The 21,663-nt window shown below is 72.7% G+C and carries 22 protein-coding genes; 8 read left to right on the plus strand and 14 right to left on the minus strand.

What is annotated here, in order from left to right:
- Positions 1-24: 24 nt before the first annotated feature.
- Positions 25-384, plus strand: a complete 360-nt coding sequence (gene aroH / locus ABZ444_RS07035) for a chorismate mutase (protein WP_357968329.1) — start codon at positions 25-27, stop codon at positions 382-384.
- A 91-nt stretch (positions 385-475) separates the two neighbouring features.
- On the plus strand, positions 476-1,570 hold the full coding sequence (locus ABZ444_RS07040) for a prephenate dehydrogenase (protein WP_357993762.1): 1,095 nt from the start codon (positions 476-478) through the stop codon (positions 1,568-1,570).
- 99 nt (positions 1,571-1,669) lie between these two features.
- Here the strand turns inward: ABZ444_RS07040 and ABZ444_RS07045 are convergent, their stop codons facing one another.
- Positions 1,670-2,524, minus strand: coding sequence for a glycosyltransferase (locus ABZ444_RS07045; protein ID WP_357993765.1), 855 nt, complete (start codon positions 2,522-2,524; stop codon positions 1,670-1,672).
- Positions 2,525-2,642: 118 nt separating this feature from the next.
- Between ABZ444_RS07045 and ABZ444_RS07050 the strand changes: the two genes are divergently transcribed.
- From ABZ444_RS07050 to aspS, 5 genes are all read left to right on the plus strand, one after another.
- Entirely contained in the window at positions 2,643-3,248 is a 606-nt protein-coding gene (locus ABZ444_RS07050) for a TetR/AcrR family transcriptional regulator (RefSeq protein WP_357993768.1), read from the plus strand.
- 13 nt (positions 3,249-3,261) lie between these two features.
- Complete coding sequence (locus ABZ444_RS07055; protein ID WP_357993771.1) at positions 3,262-4,620, plus strand: carotenoid oxygenase family protein; 1,359 nt, start codon at positions 3,262-3,264, stop codon at positions 4,618-4,620.
- A 54-nt stretch (positions 4,621-4,674) separates the two neighbouring features.
- Positions 4,675-5,331, plus strand: a complete 657-nt coding sequence (gene cmk / locus ABZ444_RS07060; RefSeq protein WP_357993774.1) for a (d)CMP kinase — start codon at positions 4,675-4,677, stop codon at positions 5,329-5,331.
- 36 nt (positions 5,332-5,367) lie between these two features.
- A complete protein-coding gene (der, locus tag ABZ444_RS07065; protein ID WP_357993777.1) occupies positions 5,368-6,759 on the plus strand; it encodes a ribosome biogenesis GTPase Der in 1,392 nt (463 codons plus the stop codon).
- 274 nt (positions 6,760-7,033) lie between these two features.
- A complete protein-coding gene (gene aspS, locus ABZ444_RS07070) occupies positions 7,034-8,290 on the plus strand; it encodes an aspartate--tRNA(Asn) ligase (protein WP_357993780.1) in 1,257 nt (418 codons plus the stop codon).
- A gap of 24 nt (positions 8,291-8,314) precedes the next feature.
- Here the strand turns inward: aspS and ABZ444_RS07075 are convergent, their stop codons facing one another.
- Genes ABZ444_RS07075 through ABZ444_RS07085 form a run of 3 tightly spaced genes read right to left on the minus strand, consistent with a single transcriptional unit; the run spans position 8,315 to position 11,058 of the window.
- Positions 8,315-9,871 carry an MFS transporter gene (locus tag ABZ444_RS07075; RefSeq protein ID WP_357993783.1) on the minus strand — a complete coding sequence of 519 codons (1,557 nt, stop codon included), beginning with the start codon at positions 9,869-9,871 and terminating at the stop codon, positions 8,315-8,317.
- 14 nt (positions 9,872-9,885) lie between these two features.
- A complete protein-coding gene (locus ABZ444_RS07080) occupies positions 9,886-10,539 on the minus strand; it encodes an LppX_LprAFG lipoprotein (RefSeq protein WP_357993786.1) in 654 nt (217 codons plus the stop codon).
- 60 nt (positions 10,540-10,599) lie between these two features.
- Positions 10,600-11,058, minus strand: coding sequence for a MarR family transcriptional regulator (locus tag ABZ444_RS07085; protein ID WP_352321897.1), 459 nt, complete (start codon positions 11,056-11,058; stop codon positions 10,600-10,602).
- Positions 11,059-11,138: 80 nt separating this feature from the next.
- Here ABZ444_RS07085 and ABZ444_RS07090 point away from each other — a divergent pair, with 80 nt between their 5' ends.
- Positions 11,139-12,065 (plus strand): cation diffusion facilitator family transporter, encoded by a 927-nt coding sequence (locus tag ABZ444_RS07090; RefSeq protein WP_357993788.1) that lies wholly within the window; start codon positions 11,139-11,141, stop codon positions 12,063-12,065.
- Between the two features lie 8 nt (positions 12,066-12,073).
- Here ABZ444_RS07090 and ABZ444_RS07095 read toward each other — a convergent pair whose 3' ends face one another.
- Genes ABZ444_RS07095 through ABZ444_RS07140 form a run of 10 tightly spaced genes read right to left on the minus strand, consistent with a single transcriptional unit; the run spans position 12,074 to position 21,509 of the window.
- Positions 12,074-12,667, minus strand: a complete 594-nt coding sequence (locus tag ABZ444_RS07095; protein ID WP_357993791.1) for a 4'-phosphopantetheinyl transferase superfamily protein — start codon at positions 12,665-12,667, stop codon at positions 12,074-12,076.
- A 17-nt stretch (positions 12,668-12,684) separates the two neighbouring features.
- A complete protein-coding gene (locus tag ABZ444_RS07100) occupies positions 12,685-13,368 on the minus strand; it encodes a hypothetical protein (protein WP_357993794.1) in 684 nt (227 codons plus the stop codon).
- Positions 13,365-14,714, minus strand: coding sequence for an MCE family protein (locus tag ABZ444_RS07105; RefSeq protein ID WP_357993797.1), 1,350 nt, complete (start codon positions 14,712-14,714; stop codon positions 13,365-13,367). Before ABZ444_RS07105 ends, ABZ444_RS07100 begins: the two co-directional genes overlap by 4 nt.
- Entirely contained in the window at positions 14,711-15,733 is a 1,023-nt protein-coding gene (locus ABZ444_RS07110; protein ID WP_357993800.1) for an MCE family protein, read from the minus strand. The genes ABZ444_RS07105 and ABZ444_RS07110 overlap by 4 nt, the downstream gene beginning before the upstream one ends.
- On the minus strand, positions 15,730-16,761 hold the full coding sequence (locus ABZ444_RS07115; protein ID WP_357993803.1) for an MCE family protein: 1,032 nt from the start codon (positions 16,759-16,761) through the stop codon (positions 15,730-15,732). Before ABZ444_RS07115 ends, ABZ444_RS07110 begins: the two co-directional genes overlap by 4 nt.
- Entirely contained in the window at positions 16,758-17,783 is a 1,026-nt protein-coding gene (locus ABZ444_RS07120) for an MlaD family protein (protein ID WP_357993806.1), read from the minus strand. Before ABZ444_RS07120 ends, ABZ444_RS07115 begins: the two co-directional genes overlap by 4 nt.
- Positions 17,783-18,838, minus strand: coding sequence for an MlaD family protein (locus ABZ444_RS07125; protein ID WP_357993809.1), 1,056 nt, complete (start codon positions 18,836-18,838; stop codon positions 17,783-17,785). Before ABZ444_RS07125 ends, ABZ444_RS07120 begins: the two co-directional genes overlap by 1 nt.
- 1 nt (position 18,839) lies before the next feature.
- Complete coding sequence (locus tag ABZ444_RS07130) at positions 18,840-19,859, minus strand: MlaD family protein (protein ID WP_357993812.1); 1,020 nt, start codon at positions 19,857-19,859, stop codon at positions 18,840-18,842.
- Between the two features lie 4 nt (positions 19,860-19,863).
- Complete coding sequence (locus ABZ444_RS07135; RefSeq protein ID WP_357993815.1) at positions 19,864-20,721, minus strand: ABC transporter permease; 858 nt, start codon at positions 20,719-20,721, stop codon at positions 19,864-19,866.
- Positions 20,718-21,509 carry an ABC transporter permease gene (locus ABZ444_RS07140; RefSeq protein WP_357993818.1) on the minus strand — a complete coding sequence of 264 codons (792 nt, stop codon included), beginning with the start codon at positions 21,507-21,509 and terminating at the stop codon, positions 20,718-20,720. Before ABZ444_RS07140 ends, ABZ444_RS07135 begins: the two co-directional genes overlap by 4 nt.
- Between the last annotated feature and the right edge of the window lie 154 nt (positions 21,510-21,663).

Below are 21,663 nucleotides of genomic sequence, written 5' to 3' on the forward strand. Positions count from 1 at the left end.
CGCTATGGAAGGGGATAAGAGCGCATGGTGCGGGCGATCCGCGGGGCGATCCAGGTGGATGCCGACGACCGCGACTCGATCATCCAGGGGACGACCGAGCTGGTCCAGGCGATCATGGAGCGCAACAGCCTGACCACCGACGACGTGATCAGCGTGCTGTTCACCGCCACGCCCGACCTGACCTCCGAGTTCCCCGCCCTCGCGGCGCGCAAGCTGGGTTTCCACGACGTGCCGCTGATCTGCTGCACCGAGATCGGCGTGCCGGGGGCGCTGCCGCGCGTGGTGCGCCTGATGGCGCATGTGGAGACCGACCGTCCGCGGGCAGAGATGCAGCATGTGTATCTGCGGGGCGCGGTGGCGCTGCGTCAGGACATCGCCCAGTAGGCGACCGGCGTGAGCCGGATCGTCGTGCGGCACGTGCCTGACCGACACGGCAGGCAACACTCTCATTAGCCCGATAAATCAGGACATCAATATGGCCTCGGAACTCCGCACCGTGCTCGTCGTCGGCACCGGTCTCATCGGCACCTCGGCGGCCCTGGCGCTGCGCAAGCACGACGTGCGCGTGCTGCTCGCCGACCGTGACGCGGCCGCCGTGCGGCTGGCCAGGGAACTGGGCGCGGGCGAGGAGTGGGACCCGGAGCGGGTCCCTGCCGGGCAGGTCGACCTGGCGGTCATCGCGGTGCCCCCGGCGCACGTGGCCGACGAGCTGCTGAAGCTGCAGCGGCGCGGCGCGGCCCGGTTCTACACCGACGTCGCCAGCGTCAAGGCCGAGCCCATCCGGCTGGCCGCGCGGCTCGGCTGTGACCTGACGACCTATGTCGCCTCCCACCCGCTGGCCGGGCGGGAGAAGTCCGGCCCGGGGGCGGCCAGGGCCGACCTGTTCCTCGGCCGGCCGTGGGCGATGTGCCCGACCGGCGAGGCCGCGGAGGACGCCAGGGCCGCGGTGCTCAAGCTGGTCGAGCTGTGCGGCGCCAACCCCGTCGAGGTGGGCGCGGAGGAGCACGACCGCGCGGTCGCCGTCGTCTCGCACGCCCCCCACGTCGCCGCCTCGGCCGTGGCGGCCCGCCTGGCCGACGCCACCGAGGTCGCGCTCGGCCTGGCCGGGCAGGGGGTGCGCGACGTGACCAGGATCGCGGGCGGCGACCCCGGGCTCTGGCTCGGCATCCTGTCGGGCAACGCGACCCCGGTCGCCGAGGTGCTGGAGGCGGTCTCCCGCGACCTGGCCGAGGCCGCGACCGCGCTGCGCTCCCTGGCCGAGGGCGACGGCACCGCGAGCGGCGACCTCACCCACCTCCTCAAGCGCGGCGTCGCCGGGCACGGGCGCATCCCGGGCAAGCACGGCGGCCCCGCTCCCGCGTACGTGGTCGTCCAGGTGGTCATCGGTGACCGTCCTGGGCAGCTCGCGCGGCTGTTCCAGGTGTGCGACGAGGTCGGCGTCAACGTCGAGGACGTGCGGCTGGAGCACGCTCCCGGGCTGCCCCTGGGCATCGCCGAGCTGTGGGTCCAGCCGGACGCGGCCTCCCCGCTCGCCGAAGCCCTGCGCGAACGCGGCTGGCAGGTCCCCTGACCGCGGGACGCTGAGCACGACCCGACGGGGCACGACGCGACGGGGCACGACGCGACGGAGCACGACCCGACGCGCGGGCGCCGAGCGCCGCCCACGGCGTCAGTCGGCGGTCCGTTCCAGTCTGCGGCGGGCGCGTTCCACGGCGACCGGCAGGCCGCGCCGGGCGGCCAGGGCCCTGGGCAGCCGCCGTACGGCGGTGCGCAGCCCCTCCCGGCCCGCCGGACCGCCCAGCAGCGCCTGCAGCGACCTGCGGGCCACCACCGGCCAGGGACGGCGCAGCACGGCGGTCAGCACCGCGTTGCGCGCCGCCAGCGCCTGCCTGCCGCGCGGGTCGCGGGCGGGGGAGGGGTGGTGGTGGGCGACGACGTCCGCCACGTAGGCCAGCCCCCAGCCGCGCGCGGCCAGGTCCACGGCCAGCCGCTCCTCCTCGCCGAAGAAGAAGATCACGTCGTCGAAGCCGCCCGCCTCCAGGAACGCCTCCCTGCGCACGACGGCCCCGCAGGCCAGGAAGCCCAGCACGCTCGGCCCCGGCAGGTCGTCCTCGACGCCGAGCGGGGAGTCGCGCATCGCCTCCGACACCGGGTCCAGCCGCTCCTGCGGCCCCACCAGCACGCGCGCGCCCAGCACGGCCAGACGGGGATGGGCGTCCAGCACGTCGGCGGCCAGCTCCAGGGCGCCGGGCGCCCACCAGGAGTCGTCGTCGGCGAAGGCGACGTAGGGCGTCCCGGCCAGGCGCACGCCGACGTTGCGGCCCGGCGCGCCCAGGTTGGACCCCGCCTCGACCACCTGGACGTCGGGGAAGTGCTTGCGGACGAACCCGGCGGTCCCGTCGGAGGAGCCGTTGTCGACGAGGATCACCGGCCTCGGGTGGCGGGGGATCGTCCGGGCCAGCGATCGGACCCGGTCCCTGGTGGCCACCACGACCGTGACCCGCGCTCGGTTCGTCTCCGTCACGCCGGACCTCCTTACCTGGGCGGACGCTCTTACTCCTCGCCGGCGGCATTGACGGCGGGACGGAGGAGGCGTACAAAGGTCGGTAACAGCGTTACCGAGAAGAAACGGTGTTACTCAGATGGCGGTCACCGCGTACCGGCAAGCCCAGCGGGAAGGCCAGAGCGTGGTCAGGACGGCCATCCTCGACGCCGCCAAACACCTGCTCGTCGCCGAGGGCCCGGCGGCGCTCACCGTCCGGCGCATCTCCGGCGAGGTCGGCTGCTCGACGAAGGTGATCTACACCCTCTTCGGCGGCAAGGACGGCCTCAGCGAGGCGCTGTGGCTGGAGGGCTTCGCCCGGCTGGAGGCGCGGCTGCTGGCCGTCCCCGTGCAGGAGGACCCGCTTCCGGCGCTGCACGCGGGCCTGGCGGCCTACCGCGAGTACGCGCTGGACGAGCCCGACTACTACCGGGTCATGTTCCAGAACGCGATGCACGGCTTCCAGCCCGCCCCCGACGCGGTCGCGGCCGGACGGCGGACCTTCGACATCCTGGTCGAGGCCGTGGCCGCCGGCCTGGAGGCCGGACGGCTGCGCGGGGCCGCCGCCGGCGAGATCGCCGACGTGCTGTGGATGGCGATCCACGGCGCGGTGAGCCTGGAGATCTCCGGCTTCTTCGACAGCGCCGAGGCCGAGCGGCGCTACCGGCTGCTCTACACCTCCGTGCTCACGCCGTTCCTGACCTGAGAGGAAGCGCACGATGACCAGCACCCCCTTCCGCAACGGCTTCGCACCCGCGACGGAGGAGATCACGGCCTTCGACCTGGAGGTCACCGGCCGCATCCCCGCCGAGCTCGACGGCCGCTACCTGCGCAACGGCCCCAACCCGCTCAGCCTCGACGACCCGGCCGCCACCCACCTGTTCATGGGGCACGGCATGGTCCACGGCGTGCGGCTGCGCGGCGGGCGGGCCGAGTGGTACCGCAACCGGTGGGTGCGCAACGCCGAGGTCGCCCGCCGGCTGGGCGAGCCGCCGGCGCCGGGCCCGGTGCACGCGGGCATGGACTTCGCGGCCAACACGCACGTCATCGGCATCGCCGGGCGCACGTTCGCGACCGTCGAGGCGGGCGGGCTGCCGTACGAGCTGGGGTACGAGCTCGACACGGTCGGCGCGTGCGACTTCGTCGGCGGCCTGCCCGGCGGGTACGCCGCCCACACCCACCTCGACCCGGTCACCGGCGAGCTGCACGCGATGGCCTACTTCGCCGGCTGGGACCACCACCAGCACATCGTGATCGACCCCAAGGGCGTGGTGGCCCAGGTCAGGGACATCCCCGTCGCCGACCGCCCGATGCTGCACGACTTCGCGCTGACCCGCCGGCACGTCGTGATCTACGACCTGCCGGTCACGCTCAGCATGGCCCACGCCGAGCGCGGCGCGCCGCTCCCGTACGCGTGGGACGACGACCGGCCCGCCCGGCTCGGCCTGCTCTCCCGCGAGACCGGCGACGTGCGGTGGGTGGAGATCGACCCCTGCTGGGTCTTCCACACCCTCAACGCCTACGACGACGGCGACCAGGTCGTGGTGGACGTCGTCCGCTACCCCAAGCGGTTCGTGGACGCCCGGCTCGACCTGGGCGGCGCGCCCACGCTCGACCGTTGGCGCATCGACCCCGAGGCGGGCCGGGTCACCACCACCCGCCTGGACGACCGCCCGCAGGAGTTCCCCCGCATCGACGAGCGCCGCACCGGCGGCCCGTACCGTTACGGCTACACCGCGGCCGCCGCCGACCTGCACGACGTGATCTACCCGGCCGCCGAGCTGGAGGACCTGCCGGACGAGGCGTTCGACAACACGCTCATCAAGCACGACCTGGAACGCGGCACGCAGCAGGCGCGGCGGTTCGGGCGCGGCGCGTACGTGGGGGAGCCGGTCTTCGTGCCCTCCGGCGCGGCCGAGGACGACGGTTACCTGCTCACCTACGTCAACGACCCGGCCAGGGGAGCGGCCGACCTGGTGATCCTGTCGGCCCAGGACTTCACCGGCGAGCCGGTCGCGATCGTGCACCTGCCCGCCAGGGTCCCGCTCGGCTTCCACGGGAGCTGGATCGCGGACTGACCGGAGGCGGTAGCCTCTTCAGGTTGGGGAAACACACGTGAAGAGGGAGAGGCCGTGTCCGGTCTGGTCGTCGCCATGGACGGTCCTTCGGGGTCGGGCAAGTCGAGCGTGTCGCGCGGGGTCGCCCGTGCGCTGGGCCTGCGTTACCTCGACACCGGGGCCATGTACCGGGCGATGACGTGGTGGATGCTCCGGCAGGGCGTCGACCTGGCCGATCGCGAGGCGGTCGCGGCCCGGTGCGGCGAGCCGTCCATCGTCTCCGGCACCGACCCCGAGGGCCCCACGATCCTGGTCGACGGCGTCGACGTGGGCGGGCCCATCCGGGAGTCCGAGGTGACCGGCGCGGTCTCCGCCGTCGCCGCCGTCCCCGAGGTGCGCAGGCGGCTGGTAGAGCTGCAGCGGGAGATCGCCGGCGCCGGTGACATCGTGGTCGAGGGCCGCGACATCGGCAAGGTCGTCTGCCCCGACGCGCCCGTCAAGGTCTACCTCACGGCCAGCGCCGAGGCCCGTGCCCGCCGCAGGAGCGCCGAGCTGACCGGCTCGACGGTGGAGGCGCAGCAGGCCGCCATGGCCCGGCGTGACACCCTGGACTCGACACGTAAGACGGACCCACTCTCGATGGCGGATGGCGCCGTCGAGCTCGACACCACCGCGCTCAACCTCGAAGAGGTCATCGCGGAGGTGCTGAGGCTGGTCAAGGAGCGCACCTGACCTCCAGGTGCGGTACTCACCTAAGGATGAACAACCATGTCAACGGGGGATTGGGTCGAGGCTGACCTCGACGAGCTGGAAGTCACCGAGCACGGCGACACCACGCCTCTGCCGGTCGTGGCCATCGTGGGCCGCCCCAACGTGGGCAAGTCCACGCTGGTCAACCGCATCATCGGCCGCCGCGAGGCGGTCGTGGAAGACGTGCCGGGAGTCACCCGCGACCGCGTCACCTACGACGCCAACTGGCGTGGCCGCCGCTTCACCGTGGTCGACACCGGCGGCTGGGACCCTGACGCCACCGGCATGAACCTGCGCATCGCCGAGCAGGCCCAGGTCGCCGTCGAGCTGGCCGACGTGATCGTGTTCGTGGTCGACGCCACCGTGGGCGCCACCGACGCCGACGAGATCGTGGGCGCGGTGCTGCGCCAGTCGGGCAAGCCGGTGATCCTGGCCGCCAACAAGGTCGACAACCAGCAGCTGGAGCTGGAGGCCGCCGCGCTGTGGGCGCTCGGGCTGGGCGAGCCCTACCCGGTCTCCGCGCTGCACGGCCGCTCCAGCGGCGACCTGCTCGACGTGGTGCTCGACGCGCTGCCCGAGACGCCGCAGCTGACCTTCGGCGGCGAGCGCGGCCCGGCCCGCGTGGCGCTGCTCGGAAAGCCCAACGTGGGCAAGTCCTCGCTGCTCAACCAGCTGGCGGGGGAGGAGCGGGTGCTGGTCGACCCGATGGCGGGCACCACCCGCGACCCGGTCGACGAGCTGATCGAGCTGGGCGGGCGCACCTGGCGTTTCGTCGACACCGCCGGCATCCGGCGGCGCGACCGCGAGCTGCAGGGCGCCGACTTCTACGCGGCCATGCGCACCCGCGCCGCCCTGGAGCGCTCGGAGGTGGCGATCGTGCTGATCGACGCCAGCGAGCCGCTCACCGAGCAGGACCTGCGGATCATCGGCCTGGTGATCGAGTCGGGGCGGGCCATGGTGGTGGCGTTCAACAAGTGGGACCTCGTCGACGAGGACCGCCGCTACTACCTGGAGAAGGAGATCGACCGGCAGCTCGTGCGCACCCCGTGGGCGCTGCGGGTGAACATCTCCGCCAAGACCGGCCGCCACATGGACCGGCTGGTGCCGGCGCTGGAGAAGGCGCTCGACTCCTGGTCCACCCGGGTGCCGACGGCGCGGCTCAACGCGTTCCTCACCGAGCTGGTGCACGCGACGCCGCCGCCCGTCCGGGGTGGCAAGCAGCCGAAGATCCTGTTCGCCACGCAGGCGTCCGTCGAGCCGCCCAAGTTCGTGCTGTTCACCTCCGGCTGGCTGGAGGACACCTACCGGCGCTTCATCGAGCGGCGCATCCGCGAGGAGTTCGGGTTCGCCGGGTCGCCGATCGACGTCACGATGAAGATCCGCGAGAAGCGCCCCAAGAAGGACAAGTAACGGCGTTGCCGTATCATCGACGGCAACGCGTGGACGGAGACGAGTAACCAGCGGGCCGCACGGGCCCAGAGAGCCGCCGGCAGCTGCGAAGGCGGTCCCGTGCCCCGCTGGTGAAGACACTCCCGAGTGCGGGGAGGAAATGCCCCGCCGGCCTGACCCCCGTCATCGGGTCGTGGAGGCCGCCCCTCGCGGGCGGCGAAAGTGCGGTGGCACCGGGAGCTCCCTTCTCCCCCGCACTCCCAAGGGGTCATGCATTTCCTGCAGAGGAGCTGTAATGATCTCTCGTGTCCTGTCGGCGTCGCTCGCTGAGCACGCCGGCCGACGAGTGACGATCGCCGGCTGGGTCCATCGCCGCCGGCACCTGAAATCCGTCTCCTTCCTGGTCGTACGCGACCGTGCCGGGCTGGCCCAGGTGGTCAGCGCGGACGGGGAGCTGCCGCCGGAGGAGAGCGTCGTCCGGGTCACCGGCACCGTGACCCCGGCCGGGCAGGCGCCGGGCGGGGTCGAGCTGACCGGGCCGGAGATCGAGGTCCTGGCCGAGCCCGCGCAGGCGCCGCCGTTCGACCTCTACCGGCCGGTCGTAACCGCGACGCTGCCGACGATCCTCGACCACGCGCCCGTCGCGCTGCGGCATCCGCTGCTGCGGGCGCCGCTGGAGATCTCGGCGGCGAGCGTGGCCGGGTTCCGCGAGACGCTGGACGGCCTCGGGTTCACCGAGATCCACACGCCCAAGATCGTGGCCTCGGCCACCGAGTCCGGCGCGAACGTCTTCGGCATCGACTACTTCGGCCGTCGCGCCTACCTGGCGCAGTCGCCGCAGTTCTACAAGCAGACGATGGTCGGGGTGTTCGAGCGGGTCTACGAGGTCGGGCCGGTCTTCCGCGCCGAGCCGCACGACACCGTCCGCCACCTGGCCCAGTACACCAGCCTCGACGCCGAGCTGGGCTTCGTGACCGACCACCGGGACGTGATGGCCGTGCTGCGGGAGGTCGTCGCCGGCATGGTCGAGTCGGTGCGCCGCCGGGCCGCGTCCGCCGTCGAGGTGGCCGGGGCCGTGCTGCCCGTCGTGCCCGCCGAGATCCCGGCCGTGCACTTCACCGAGGCCCAGCGGCTGACCGGCGAGGACGAGCCCGACCTGTCACCGGCCCAGGAACGGTGGTTGTCGGAGTGGGCGCTGCGCGAGCACGGGTCGGAGTTCCTGTTCGTCACCGGCTACCCGATGTCCAAGCGGCCGTTCTACACCCATCCCGACCCGGCCAGACCGGGCCACTCCAACGGCTTCGACCTGCTGTTCAGGGGCCTGGAGCTGGTGACCGGCGGCCAGCGCCTGCACCGGTACGAGGACTACGTCCGGGCCCTGGAGGGGGACGTGGAGCCGTACGAGGGCTACCTCCAGGCGTTCCGGTACGGGATGCCGCCGCACGGCGGGTTCGCGCTCGGCCTGGAACGCTGGACGGCCCGGCTGACCGGCGCCGCCAACATCCGCCAGACCACCGCCTTCCCCCGCGACCTGCACCGCCTGTCGCCCTGACCGGCGGCCCGGCCTGATCCGCGATCAGAGCTCGGGATCGGGGGCGGCGTCCGCGAGGGCGGGCGCCGCCTCCGGCAGGGCGCGGCGCGGCATGAGCAGCGCCACCGCCGCCCCCAGCAGGCAGACGAACGCCGTGAGCAGGAACATCTCGGTGTACTCGACGTGCAGGGCGGCATCGACCTGGGCCAGGTAGTCGGCCAGCCGCCGCTGGTAGGTCTGCGCGTCCACGCCGAACGGCAGCGGCGTGTCCAGGTCGGCGGTCAGCGACTGGAACCGGTGGAACCCCCACGCCGACACGCCCGCCACGCCGACGAGCATGCCCATCATCCTGGCCACCACGACCGCCGCCGAGGCGACGCCGTGCTGGACGGCCGGGCTCACCCGCAGGACCGCCGAGGAGACCGGCGCGATCACCAGACCGAGACCGAGACCCGCCACCACCAGGTCGGCGTCCACGGCCAGGCCCGCGCCGGCCAGGTCGAGCGGCCAGCGGCTCATCAGCCAGTATCCGGCCGCGGCGATCAGCAGGCCGGGCACCGCCACCGCGCGCTCGCCGGCCCGCCGGGCCAGCACGCCGCCGAGCAGCGCGCCCACGGCCAGCGCGCCGAGGAACCTGGCCAGGACCAGCGCCGCGCCCAGGGCGTCCTTGTCCAGCAGCGTCTGGGCGGCGAACTGCACGAACACCATCGTCACCAGCAGCGCCGCCCCGGCCAGGAAGCTCACGCCCAGCGTCGCCAGCAGCGGCGACTTGCGGGCGGCCGACAGGTCGAGCAGCCGGACGGGGGAGCGGATCTCCCACCAGACGAAGACGGCGCCCGCCACCGCCCCGGCCGCGATCACCGGCGGCCCCCACGGCGGCAGCACGGTCGTGGCCGGGTCGGGGTTGTACAGGCCGACGACCAGGAGGGCCAGCGCCAGCGCGAGCAGGGCGCCGCCGACGCCGTCGACGCGGGCCGTGCCGGAGGGCGGCCGGGCCGGGACCGTACGCTGCACGGCGACGGCGGCCAGGGCGGCGAGGGGCACGTTGACCCAGAAGATGGCGTGCCAGCCGCCCAGCTCCACGCCCGCCACGGCGACCGGCGGGACCAGCGCCAGCACGCCGCCGTACAGGGGGCCGAGGGCGCTGCCCAGCTCCTGCGCCGCGCCCACCGCGCCCAGCGCGAGCGGCCGGTCGCGCGCCTCCCACAGGTCGCCGATCAGCGCCATCGTGATCGGCAGCAGCGCCCCGCCCGCCACGCCCTGCACCGTACGGCCCGACACCACCATCGCCTCACCGGCCGCCAGCGCGGTCAGCACCGAGCCGAGCGCGAACGCCGCCAGGCAGGCGTGGATCAGCGGCCGCCTGCCGTAACGGTCGGAGAGCTGGCCGAGCAGCGGCATCGCGGCGACGTAGCCGAGCAGGAACCCGGTGACGACCGGTGTGACCCGCTCCAGATGGTTCTGCGGCACGCCGACGTCGTGGGCGATGTCCATCAGGACCGTCACGACCACGTAGGCGTCGAGCGCGGCCAGCAGCACCACCGCGCCGCCCGCGCCGAGCGCGACCCGGCGGGCGCGGTCGGCCGGGACGTTCCGGCTCACCCGGCTCACCCGGCTCATCCGGACGGGGGCGGCGTGATCGTGACCGGCGCGTCGTAGTCGCTGAACGTCACCGTCACCGTGCCGTTCTGCAGCGGCAGGCTCGCCTTGGTGAGCCTGCTGGTGGCCTTGTCGATCCAGACCTTGCCGTTGACTCCCTGCGTGACGCCCGGGACGATCTGCCCGACGACCTGCCCGGAGAACGTCGTGGCCACCCGGTACGAGCCGTCCTCGACCGCCTCCACCCGGGGGTCGGCCGCCGAGGCGAGCAGCTGCGCGATGCCCTTGGCCGGATTGAGGATCACCGACGGGTCGTAGAACTGGGCGAGCTGCTGCCTGGTCATCGTCTGGAAGCCGCCGGTCGGCCCCTTGAAGTGCACGGTGTCGCCGATCACGGCGAAGGTGATCTCCTGCAGGGTGCCCAGCACCTCCAGCGTGATCGTGCCGTCGGCGTCACCCGCCGAGGTGAGCCTGCCGTCGGCCTTCTTGAGCGGCACGTTGGGCTTGCCCTCCGTGGCGATCGAGAAACCGGCCGACCGGACGGCCTTCATGGCCTCCGCGGACTTCTTCATCACATCGGGCCCGGCGGGCAGCTCGTCACCTCCGCCGCCACCCGCGGAGCAGGCCGGCATCAGCGCGAGCACGACAACGATCAGCAGCTTTCGGAGCATGAGCGGATCGTAGCGACCGCCCGGGAACGCCGGTGAGCCGTCGCAGATATCGGTTGGGCCTCAGCGCAGCTTCTTCAGGTGGTCGACGATGGGCCCGAACGCCTGCTCCAGCGCCTCCAGCTGGTCGTCGGTGAGCCGGTCGACGAAATGCTCGCGCACGCTCGCGACGTGGTCGGGCGCCACCCGCTGGATCGTCGCCCAGCCCTCGTCGGTCAGGACGGCGAACGTGCCGCGCCGGTCGTCGCGGCAGTCTTCCCTGGTGACCAGACCTTTGGCCTCCATACGGGAGATCTGGTGCGACAACCTGCTGCGCGACTGGATCGTGGCGTCGGCCAGGTCGCTCATCCGCATGCGCCGCTCGGGGCTCTCGGAGAGGTTGACCAGGATCTCGTAGTCGTTCAGCGAGAGCTGGTGCTCCTGCAGCTCACGGTCGAGGCGGTGCATGAGCAGCTTGTGCAGCGCGAGATGCGTACGCCAGGCACGCTGTTCGGCGGGGGAAAGCCAGCGGGGCGCGCTCATGATCCCCAATCTATCGCACGCCCGCGGCGATGCGGCTACCTGCGGGGGGCCGTCGCACAGGGCCGCCGTACAGTGATCTGATGGAGGAGAAGTCGGGGGAGAGCCTGGCGACCGTGCTGGTCGCGGGCGCCGCGAACCTGACCATCGCCCTGGCCAAGCTCGTCGCCGGGCTGATCGGCGGCTCGGCCGCGATGTTGTCCGAGGCGGCCCACTCGGCCGCCGACACGATGACCGAGCTGCTGCTGCTGGTCTCCGTACGCCGGGCGGGCAAGCCGCCCGACGAGCGCCACCCGTTCGGCTACGGCAAGGCGGGGTTCTTCTGGGCGATGATGGCGGCGGTCGCGACGCTGGTCGGCGGGGCGGGGTTCTCCGTCACCCACGGGCTGCACGAGATCAGCCACGGCGAGAAGCTGGGCAACCTCACACCGTCCTACGTCGTGCTGGCCGTCTCGTTCGTGATCGAGGGCATCTCGTTCACGAAGGCGTACTCGCAGTTGCGCGCCGAGGCCGGCAGATACAAGGTGCATCCGGTGCGGCTGGTGCGGATCACCTCCGACACCGCGTTGAAGGCCGTGCTGTTCGAGGACGCCGCCGCGCTGGTCGGCCTGGTGATCGCGGCGCTCGGGCTGCTCGGCTCGCAGTGGTCCGGCTCGGCCCTGTGGGACGGCGCGGCCTCGGTCGCCATCGGCCTGCTCCTGCTGGTGGTCGCGCTCATCCTGATCCAGTCGAACCTGTCGCTGCTGATCGGCCAGGCCGCCCCCAGGCAGATCGAGGTCGGCATCCGCGCGGTGCTGCTGGCCCAGCCCGAGGTGGACGACGTGGTCGAGCTGCTCACGATGATGATCGGGCCGGGCTCCGTCATGGTCGCCGCGAAGATCGACTTCCGGGACGAGGCGAGCGCGGCGGGGGTGGAGATCGCCTGCGACGAGATCGACCGGCGGCTGCGCGACCGCTTCTCCGGCGTCACCCTGGTCTTCCTCGACCCCACCCCCACCCGCCGCCGCTAGCCGGGCCCTCAGAGGGACGGGACGGGGACACGCTCGGCCGGCGTGTCGGTGATGACGGCGACCCTGATGTCCGGGACGGCCTGCCATTCCAGCAGATGGCCGACCGGCAGCGGGTCGACGCCGGTGGTGCGCAGCTCGTCCAGGGTGAGCTCGCCGCGTTTGACCAGGGCTTCCTTACGGGTCCAGTGGCGGATCAGGTCGTCGTTGCCGGTCACCGAAGCACGTTCGGCGGGGGTGAGCGCGTGGTCGGCCAGGCCCTCGTTCAGCGGGCCCGGCGGCACGTGCTCGGCGTCCACGCCGACCCGGCCGGGACCGGCCGCGGCGCACACGTAGCCGCGGGTGTGGCTGAAGCTCACGCCCAGGCCGGGCGCCTCGCGCAGGTACGGCCTGCCGTGGCCGGGGCCGTGCACCTCGCAGTGCTGCAGCAGGGTCAGCCCCTCCGGCGGCAGATCGAGCACGGCCGCGGCGCACAGGCGTACGAGCAGGTGGGCCGCGACGAAACAGGCGCGGTCGGCGGGGAAGACGAACCGGTCGGCGCGTTCGCGCTCGGCCTCGGTCAGCCACGTCTCGGGGGCGCGCACCTCTTCGGGGCGGCCGCCCATCGCCAGGGGGACGATCGTCAGTCCTTCTTCTTCGCCGCGGGGTCGTCGAGCTTGTACTGGTCCTCCGAGGCCGCGCCGAGCACGGTCACGTCCTGGACCTTCCAGGCGCCCTTCTGCTTCACAAGCGTGATCTTAAGGTGCGAATCCTGCACCGAGCGAATCGCCTGCGCGGTGTTCACCTGCTGGTCCACGACGACGATGGCGTGCGCGGTGGCCTCGTCGGCGTCGGCCAGGTAGACCTCGCGGACCTTGGCCTGGGAGACGGCCTTGAGCTTGACGATCACCTGGGACATCGCGCCGCCGAACGCCGCGTCGTAGGTGGCCTGGAAGTCGCCCGTGGCCTGGGCGGACAGGGTCGAGCGGGTGCTCTGGAGGTCTTTGTAGTCGTAGCTGAGCAGGGCCTGGCTGAAGGCGCTCGCGGCGCCGGAGACCTCCAGGCGCAGGGCGCGTTCGCCCTCCAGACGGGCCAGCGCGTCCCGGGCCCGGGAGGCGTCGATCCACTGCAGCACCGCCGTGGCCGCGACCGCCGCCGCCAGCATCGCGGCCAGCGCCCCGAGCAGCCGCGCCCGCGTGAAGCGCCCGCCCGCCGCCGTCCCCGGCACCGGCCCGGCGCCCTCCGCCATTCCGTCGCCCGCCGCCTCGACGGTGGCCTCTGTAGGTGCCTCGGTGTCGGGGTCGGCGAGGTGGTGGTCGGTGGTCATGGCGACTCCTCACGGCGGCGGGCTGCCCGGCCCGCCGCGATCCAGCCCACGATGCCACCACTCACCACGACGGCGAGGAAGATCGCGGCAATCAGCGGCGTGGGGCTCGGTGGGGTACGGGACGCGGCGCCGGCGGCGGCCACGCTGCTCGACGACGCCGGGGACGGCGGCTCTGGCGCGCCGGGCTTCTTCTTCTCGGCCCGCGGGCCCTCGCCGTCCGGCCCGCCGGTGTCCCGGGCCGTCCTCGACGGGCCGGTGTCCGGGGCGGTGCCGGAGGTGTCCCGGGCGGTGCCGGCGGGGGTGTGCGAGGGGCAGGTGGCCGGCCGGGGGACGCGGGGCGGGCCGACGGGGCCCGCGTACTCCTCGGCCGGGGTGGGGCCGCCGGGCACGCTGAAGATGAACGACGCCTTGCCGTACACCGTGTCCCCCTGCCGTTCGCTGATGTCGTCGGCCAGGCTCAGCGCGGTCGGCACCACGCTCAGCAGGCGGTGCACGTCCTTCTCGGTCGCGGCGGAGAAGACCGGCCGGTGCGGCAGCCCGGCGGCGGTCAGCAGGCAGGAGAACCCGGGCCTGGACCTCCTGATCGCCGCGTCGAGCCGGGCGAACACGCCGGGGCCCTGGTCGAGGAAGGCGTTCAGGTCCGTGCGTGAGGCCCGCAGCGAGCCCGTGACGGCGCTCAGGTCCGTGATGCCGGAGGCCAGCTGGTCCTTCCGGCCGGCCAGCGTGTGGGTGAGCCGGGTCAGCTGCACCGACAGCTCGTCCAGGGTCCGGGAGTCGTCGGCCAGGGTGCCGGTCAGGTCGTGGGCGTTCTCGATGACGGTCCTGATCGCGGGCGCGCGCCCGTCCAGGGCGGTGGCCAGCTCGTGGGTGATCGTCCTGGCGTCGTCGGCGGGCACCGCGTCGAGCAGCTTGCCCACGCCCTCGAACAGCTTGCGGTAGTCCAGCGGCACGGTGGTCCTCGAGAGCGGGATGGTGTCGCCGGGCGCGAGGGTGGCCGCGCCCACGCCGCCGGCGGGCGGCGACAACTCCACGTACGGCTCCCCGACCGCGGACTTGCGGCGCACCTCGGCCGTGCTGCCCTTGGGCAGCCTGATCTCCTTGTCGATGTCCAGCCCGACGACGATCCTCCCCGGCGCCGGCCGCACGTCGCCGATCCTGCCGACCCGCACCCCCAGGTACGCCACGTCGAAGCCGCGTACGAGACCGGGGGAGGAGGCGAACTCCGCCGACACCCGGTACGGCCGCTCGATCACGTCGAGCCGGATGATCGTGCTGAACGCCCAGATCGTCATGACCACGCCCAGCAGCACGAAGAAGCCGAGGTTGAGGTGCACGCGGTTCCTCATCGCGGCGGCTCCCACAGCAGGCGGAAGTCGCTCAGCCGGTCGGCGACCTTCCTCGCGGCGCCGGTCCTCTTGTTCCCGCCGGCCCCGGGCAGCAGCAGGCCCTTCAGCCAGACGTAGATCAGCACCTGCCCGTTGACCGTGATCGGCGGCGCGTCGATGAACGCCTGGATCCGCGCCACCAGCCCCTTGAGGTCGTCCTTGCCCCGCTGCATGGCCGAGGAGACGGCCTCCAGCTCGCGCAGCAGCGTGCGCAGCCGGGCCGCGTGCCGCGGGTACACGGTGAGGTTGGCCTCCCTGGCCAGGTCGGTCAGCGCCACGATGGCCCGCTTGACGTGCTTGCGGCCGTGCGCGAGGCGGGTGGTGGCGGCGGCCAGGGCGCCGGGCAGCCGGTCCAGCTCGTCGCTGCCCTCGGCGAGGTCGTCGCCGAGCCTGGCCAGCGCGTCGATGCCGGTCGCCAGGTCCCGCCGGGCCGCGGCGTAGGCGTCGGTGACCTCGGCGGTCCGCCGGATCAGCTGGTTGACGTCGGCGCCCTTGCCGGCGAACGCGGTCGAGGCGGCGTCCAGGATCGCGTTGACGTCCTGGGCGCCGAGAGCCTCGACGAGCGGGCCGGCCTTGGCGGTGACCTGCTCGATGTCCGGTTCGACCGAGGTGTCGGCGATCGTGGCCCCGTCCGCCAGGTACGGGCCCGTGGCCAGGTCCCTGCCCGCGGGCGGGCTGAGCAGGACGTAGTTCTCGCCCAGCACGGACGTCTTGGCCACGGTCGCGGTGCTGCCCACGGGCACCCGGTGCGCGGACTGGATCGACATCGTCACCCTGGCCCGGTAGCCCTCCAGCCGGATGCCGGTCACCGTGCCCACGCGGACGTCGGAGATCTGCACGCTGTGCCCGGCCACCAGGCTCTGGACGTCGTCGAAGGTGGCGTTCAGCGTCAGGTCGCCGGTCGTCGCGCCGAGCGTGCGCAGCGAGCAGGACGTGGTGAGGACCAGCGCGAGCAGCGCGGCCGGCAGGCGGCCCCTCATCGGGTGGCCTTCTTCCGCTCGAAGGGACAGTTGCTCAGCCCGGCCGGCAGGCACGGCACCTCGCCCAGGTTCAGCGCCTGGAACAGCGGCGTCAGCCAGGTCCTGGTCATCGCGTTGAGCACGACGCGGATCTTCAGCACGTGCCGGTCCCGGTCCCAGGAGTCGATCAGCACGTCGGCCAGGTCGGCCGCGCCCTTGACCGCCCGCGCCATGGACTCGCTGTTGGCCCGGACCGTCAGCACCAGCTCGGCCAGCGTGCTCGCGGCCCGCGGCAGGCGTTCGGAGTAGGCCTCGATGATCAGGTCGCCGCGCCGGACGAAGCCCGCCATGTCCGCGACGAAGCCGCGCAGGCGCTGCCGTTCCTCGGCCAGGATCGCGCCGGCCTCGGCGAAGGAGTCGATCGCGCCGGTCACCTGGTCCTGCCGCCTGTTGAGGCCGGTGGCGAGCCGGTTCAGGCCCTTGGCCAGAGCGATGAGCTGTTCGTCCTGGCGGGCCAGGGTGTCGGTGAGCCGGGCGGTGCCGGCGATCGCGTCGTTGATCGTCCGGCCGCGCCCCCGTACGCCGTCGGCCAGGTTCCCGGCCACGTCGCCCAGCTTCTCGTCGTCGAGGGCGTCGGTGAGCCTGGTGAAGGCGGCCAGGGCGTCGTCGATCTCCACGGGCAGGTCGGTGCGCTCCAGCGGGATGACGGCGCCGGGCGCGATCCGCCGGTCGCCCGGCTTCCACGGCGGGTACAGCACGACGTTGCGCTCGCCCAGCGTGTTCTGCGGCGCGACCACCGCCTTGACCCCGGTCGGCAGCGGCACCTCGCGGTCGACCAGCAGCTCGACCCGTACCTCGGCGCCGTCGATGCGGATCTTCTCCACGCGTCCGGCGTCCAGCCCCATGACCTTGACCCGGGCCTCCTCGTACAGGGAGGGCGTCTTGCGGAAGACCGCCACCAGCCGGTACGGCTGCTCGCCCAGCACCGAGCAGCCGCCGTTCGCCGCCAGCAGCGCCCCGGCCAGCAGGACCGCGAGGAGCCGTCTCATCGGTCGCTCCTCCTGTCCTTGGCGACGGCGGTCAGCACCTCGGGGTCGATCGGGCCGAGACCCGTGGCGACGGCCTCCAGCCACGGCCCCTGACCGCCCATGGTGGCCAGGCCGGAGAACGTCGGGCCCGCCCAGGCCAGCAGCGAGTTGAGCCGCTCGCCGCTGCCGCTCAGCCGGGTGGTGACGGCCGCGCTGTCGTCCAGGACCCTGATCAGGGCCCGCTCGTGCTCGTCGATCAGGCGGGTGGTGCTCCGCACCAGGCCGCTGCCGTCGCCGAGCAGGGTGCGCAGTTCCTTCCTGCGGGCGCGCAGCTCGTTCAGCATGATCTGGACGGCGTCGATGAGCCGGCCGAGCTGGCGGTCCTTCCGCTCCAGCACGCCCATGATCTTCGTGCCGTTGTCGAGCAGCCGCTGGAGTTGCGGCTCGCTCCTGCTGACGGTGTCCGACAGGTCGCCGATGTTCCTCAGCAGCCTGCTCACCCGGCCGCGCCGGGAGGTGTCGATCTTGCCCAGCTCGGTGAGCAGGTCGTCCACGGCGTCGGTGTCGAGCCGCCGGACCAGCCGGGTGGCGTCGTTGACCGCGTCGTTGACCAGCGTCGGCACGCCGGTCCGGTCCACGGGGATGCGCCGCCGCGCCTCGGGGAGCTGGTCGAGGTACGGGGCGGCGACCGGGCCGGTGAGCTTGACGTAGCGGCCGCCGAGCAGGTGCGACAGGGCGATGTCGGCGCGGGTGGACCGGCCGAGCCGCACGCCGTCGTCCACCTTCCAGGTGACGACCACGTTGCCCTGGGCGTAGTCGGCGCGCACCTCGGTGACCCTGCCGACCCGCACCCCGGCCACGCGCACGTCGTTGCCGGTGCGCAGGCCGCCCGAGTCCACGAAGACGCCCGACATGGAGTAGCCCCCTTCGAGCAGCCCCAGGCTGCCCACCAGGAACGTGGCCACCAGCAGCGCGCCCAGCACGGCCACCGACACCAGGCCCACCACGACCTTGTTCCGGTCCCGGAACGATTTGACCGCCATCACCGGCCCACCAGCAGCCTGCGCAGGTCCTTCTCGCTCTGGACGCGGGCGTTGCGCAACGGCGGCGGCGACCGCATGGGGTACGGGCAGGGCGACGGCCCGAGCGCCAGGCAGGGCACGGCGGTGATGAAGTAGTGCCCGCGGTCCACGGTCGAGTACGCGCGGGCGAACAGCGGCTGGAACGTGCTGACCGTCCTGTCGATCTCCCGGACGTGCCGCCGGACGCCGCCGGTCAGCCCGGACAGGTTCTCCACCACCCGGCCCAGCTCGCCGGCGTTCTTCCCGATCACCTCGTCGGAGGTGTGGAAGGCGGCCGACAGCTCGACGAGGGCGTCGTCCACCAGCTCGCGGTTGCCGGCGAACGCCTCCGAGAGCATCACCAGGTCGTCCACCAGCCGTTCGATCTGCCGGTCGCGCCGGGCCACCACGCCGGTGACCGTCGCGTAGTCCTTCAGCAGCTTCTCGATGGTCGCCCTGCGCTCGGCGAGCGTGCCGGTGACGGCGTCGACGTTGTCCAGCAGCCGCGGGATGTTCCGGTCGTTGCCCTTCAGCGACCTGGCCGCGGCGGTGAGGAGCCGGTTGATCTGCTCGGGGTCCAGGCTGCGGGTCAGCGGGCCGAGGTCGCCGACCAGCTCGCCGATGTCCACCACGGACGAGGTGCGGACGATGCGCGAGCCCGGCGGCAGCCGGCCCGGCGCGGTGCCCGGCAGCAGGTAGACCACGCGCTGGCCGATGGCGTTGCGCCAGCGTACGGCCGCCTCGGTGTCGGTGGGTACCCGGACCTCGTCGCGCACCTCCATCGTGACCTCCGCCCTGCCGGCCACCACCTCGATCGACTCCACCTGGCCGACCGGCGCTCCGGCGATCTTGACCTGGTCGCCCTCGGTCAGCCCCGACACGTCGTCGAACGCGGCCACCAGCCGGTAGCCGCCGCCGGTGCCGACCCGGGCGATCTGGACGGTGATCAGCACGATCAGCGACATCGTCAGGCCGACGAACAGGGCGAACCGGACGAACGTCCACCGGCGTGCGACCCGCGTCCTGGAGACCGCCACCTCAGCGCCTCCCGTCGGTGGGGCCGCAGACGCCGACGACCAGCTCGCAGACGTCGGTGGCGACGAACGCCTCGACCTGGAGCATGCCGCTGCCGTCCGGCCCCGGTGTCTCGATCAGCTCGTTCAGCAGGTCCACCAGTCTGCCCAGCCCGCGTACGCCGTCGCCGGCCAGGCCGAGCTGGGCGTAGATCAGGGCGGCCACACGCTCGCCGGAGTGCACGGCCGCGCGCAGGTCCTGGCGGTGCGCGCGCAGGCCGTGCGCGGCCAGGCCGGAGACGGAGGTGATCTCCTGGAGCAGGGCGCGCACCTTGTCGGCCCGCCTGAGCAGGTCGGGGGTGATGACGTCGGCGTCGGAGGCGATCGAGACCAGTTCGTCGCCCTTGTCGGACAGGGCCGTGCCGAGCGCGGCGGCGTCGTGCAGGAACCGCCGGGCCCGCTCCCGCTGCCGGTGGGCGACGCCGACGACCGTGCCCGCGTCGCCGATCAGCTCGCGCAGGTTGCGGCCCTCGCCGTCCAGTCCCTTGGCCAGGGTGTGCACGATGACCGTCACCTCGCGGGGGTCGACGGCGTCCAGGCCCCGGTAGGCGTCGCCGAGCGTGTCGGACAGGTCGAGCGGCTCCTTCGTGTCGGTGATGACCGCGCCGCTGCCCAGGTACGGCCCGGTGGTCTCGCCGGAGCCCGGCCGCAGGTCGATCATCTTCGGGCCGAACACCGACAGCGGCTCGACCGCCGCGACGGTGGTCCGCGGCACCTTCACGCCGGGCTGGAGGTGCATCGTGACCACGGCCCGGCCCCTGGCGTCCAGGGTCACGTCCGTCACGTCGCCGACGGTGATGCCGCGGATCTTGACCTTGGAGTTGGTGTCCATGCCCTGCCCGGCCCGGCCGAACACCGCCTCGATCCGGGTGCCGCGCGCCTCGGTGGCGCCCCGCACGACCAGGAACGTCGCCGCGGCCAGCGTCAGGACCACGCCCAGGGCGATGCCGAGGCGGACGGCGAGGGGGAGTTCGAATCGGGACACCGGCTCACCCCGTCAGCGGAATGTTGCCGCCGCCGCCCCAGAACAGGAACGACAGCAGCAGGTTCAGCAGCACGATCGTGACGATCGACTGGCGGATGGCGCGCCCGGCCGCCACGCCCACGCCCACCGGTCCGCCGGTGGCGTGGAAGCCGTGGTAGCAGTGGATCACGATGACGGCGAAGGCGAAGATCCCGACCTTGACCAGGCTGTGGACGATGTCGCTGACCGGCAGGTACAGGTAGAAGTAGTAGTCGTAGGCGCCGGGCGCCAGGCCGAACAGCGCCGTGCACATCAGGCGGGTGGCGAAGAAGCTGGCGAACAGCGCGATCAGGTAGATCGGCAGCAACGCCAGCAGCGCCGCCACCACGCGGGTGCAGATCAGGTAGGTGAAGGCGTTGATGCCCATCACCTCCAGCGCGTCGATCTCCTCCGAGATGCGCATCGCCCCGAGCTCGGCCGTGAAGGCCGAGCCCACCTGCGCGGCCAGCGCGGTCGCGGCGATGATCGGGGTGATCTCGCGGACGTTGGCGAAGCTGCCGATCAGCCCCACGAACGACTCCGCGCCGATGGCCTGCAGCCCCTGGTAGCCCTGCAGACCCACGGTCGCGCCCACGACGAACGCCATCGTGAACACCACGAAGATCATGCCGCCGCCGATGACGGTCGCGCCGACGCCCACCACGACGTCGCTGACCTGCCTGATCACGACCTTGCGGTAACGCAGCCGCAGGACGACGTCGCGGACGGAGTAGAAGAGCACCTTCCACGCGAACAGCGGCCAGTCGGAGAGTGTCGCGAACCGCTCGGCCAGGTCCCGCCCGCGGTGGGCGATCCCGGGCCCGGCCGCCGGCGTCGCCGTCACATCGACCTCGGCGGGTAGGCCAGGAAGTAGACGGCCGAGATCACGTAGTTGAACGTGAACACCAGGATGAACGTCAGCACGGTCGCCTGGTTGACCGCCCGCCCCACGCCCACCGGGCTGGTCGCGCAGGTCATGCCCTTGTAGCAGGCCACGGCGGCGGCGACGAAGCCGAAGATCCACGCCTTGAACAGGGTGACGTACAGGTCGGAGCCGACGACCAGGGACAGCGCGCCGTCGAAGTACGCGCCGGGCGTGACGCCCTGCACCACCACGTTGAAGAAGTAGCCGCCGGTCGCGCCGGCCAGGATGACCAGCGGGCACAGGCAGACCGCGATCGTGGAGGCGGCCCACATGCGCGGCGTGACCAGGCGGTGGACGGGATTGACCGACATGACCTCCATGGCGCTCAGCTCGTCGCGGATGTGCCGCGCGCCGATGTCGGAGGTCATCGCGCTGCCGCCGGCCCCGGCGATCAGCAGCGCGCTGGCCAGGGGCGCCACCTCGCGGATGAGGCCGACGAAGACCGCGCTGCCGGTGGCCGAGCCGGCGCCGAGCTGCCAGGCCAGCTCGCCCACCTGCAACGCCACGGTGGCGCCCAGCGGCAGGGAGACGAGCAGCACCGGGACGCTGGTGACCTTGGCGAGGAACCAGCACTGGTCGACGAACTCCCACCACCAGTTCCTGACGTCCCAGGTGCGGCGTAAGCCCTCCAGGACGATGACGAACAGCTCGCCCACCTGGCCCAGGAGCGACCCGGCCGTGCGTCCGACGTACCCGGGCAGGGCCATCAGGCGCCTGTCCGCACGCGTGTACCCGCCATGACCACCTCCGCCTACGGAGCAGTCACCTTACTGACGGGTTGTCTAGTAGTCGATGCCTTGTCGGGAATTTGCGCGAAAACTATGAGACCTGGGTCACACCTTGTCAGTCATCTACGAAAAG

This window comes from Nonomuraea sp. NPDC005730 (assembly GCF_040630865.1).
Lineage (GTDB): Bacteria > Actinomycetota > Actinomycetes > Streptosporangiales > Streptosporangiaceae > Nonomuraea.